Here is a 982-nt window from a genome sequence, read left to right on the forward strand (position 1 = left end):
AGGGCAGACCCAAAGGCTCGGCTGCACCGAAGCGGCTTACAGAAGAAGACAAGCTGCGCCGTCAGATCGCACGGTTGGAAGCGGAAAACGCGTACCTAAAAAAATTGCGGGACTTGAGGAACCAGGGACACGCCTGAAAGTCCAGGCGATTGTCATCCTCAAGTCGCACCACCGCCTGGAGCACCTCCTAAAGGCAGCAGGTATCCCACGGTCGACGTTCTTCTACCACCAGAAACGCCTCGGCCAGTCAGATAAGCACGCCGAGCTCAAAGACGCGATCCGGGCAAGTTTTGAACGTAACAAGCATCGCTACGGCTACCGACGAGTGCTACTTGACCTGCGTAACCAGGGGTGGGTGGTCAACCACAAACTCGTGTACAAACTCATGCGTGAGATGGGCATTCGAGCCAAGATTCGCCAGCGCAGGCCGTATGTTTCTTATGCTGGGGCGATCAGTCACATCGCTGACAACAAGCTTGACCGCAAGTTCACTCCGGATCGGCCAAATACTGTCTTTGTCAGCGACGTCACCGAGTTCAGGGTCGCAGGCCGCAAGGTCTACCTGTCACCGGTGATGGACCTGTTTGACCGTTCAATTGTTGCCCACACCGTGGCTACATCGCCGTCGACAGCGTTTACCGCCGATTCTTTAACCAAGGCGATTAGAACATGTGCGCCTGAACCCGGGTGGATGATGCACACTGACCAAGGCTTCCAGTACCAGCATGCCTCCTGGCGCGACCTGATCGGTGACAACGGCGGTGTTCAGTCGATGTCGCGTAAAGCCAACTGTTACGACAACGCGGTCATGGAGAACTTCTTCGGCCACTTGAAAACCGAGATGTACCACGGTGAAGTCTTCGGCACCGTCGCAGAATTCAACCAGGCAATCGACGAATACATCCAGTGGTACAACACCAAACGCATCCAACAACGACTCAAGGGCCTGACCCCGATGCAATATCGGAATCAGACCCTTGAA

Annotated in this window: 1 pseudogene; it reads left to right on the top strand. The window is 55.3% G+C overall.

Annotated elements, in window-relative coordinates:
• Nucleotides 1–982 (top strand): annotated as a pseudogene (locus tag JQ46_RS07155) (IS3 family transposase); the annotation flags it as partial.

The organism is Corynebacterium jeikeium, assembly GCF_000738175.1.
Taxonomy (GTDB): Bacteria; Actinomycetota; Actinomycetes; order Mycobacteriales; family Mycobacteriaceae; genus Corynebacterium; species Corynebacterium jeikeium_C.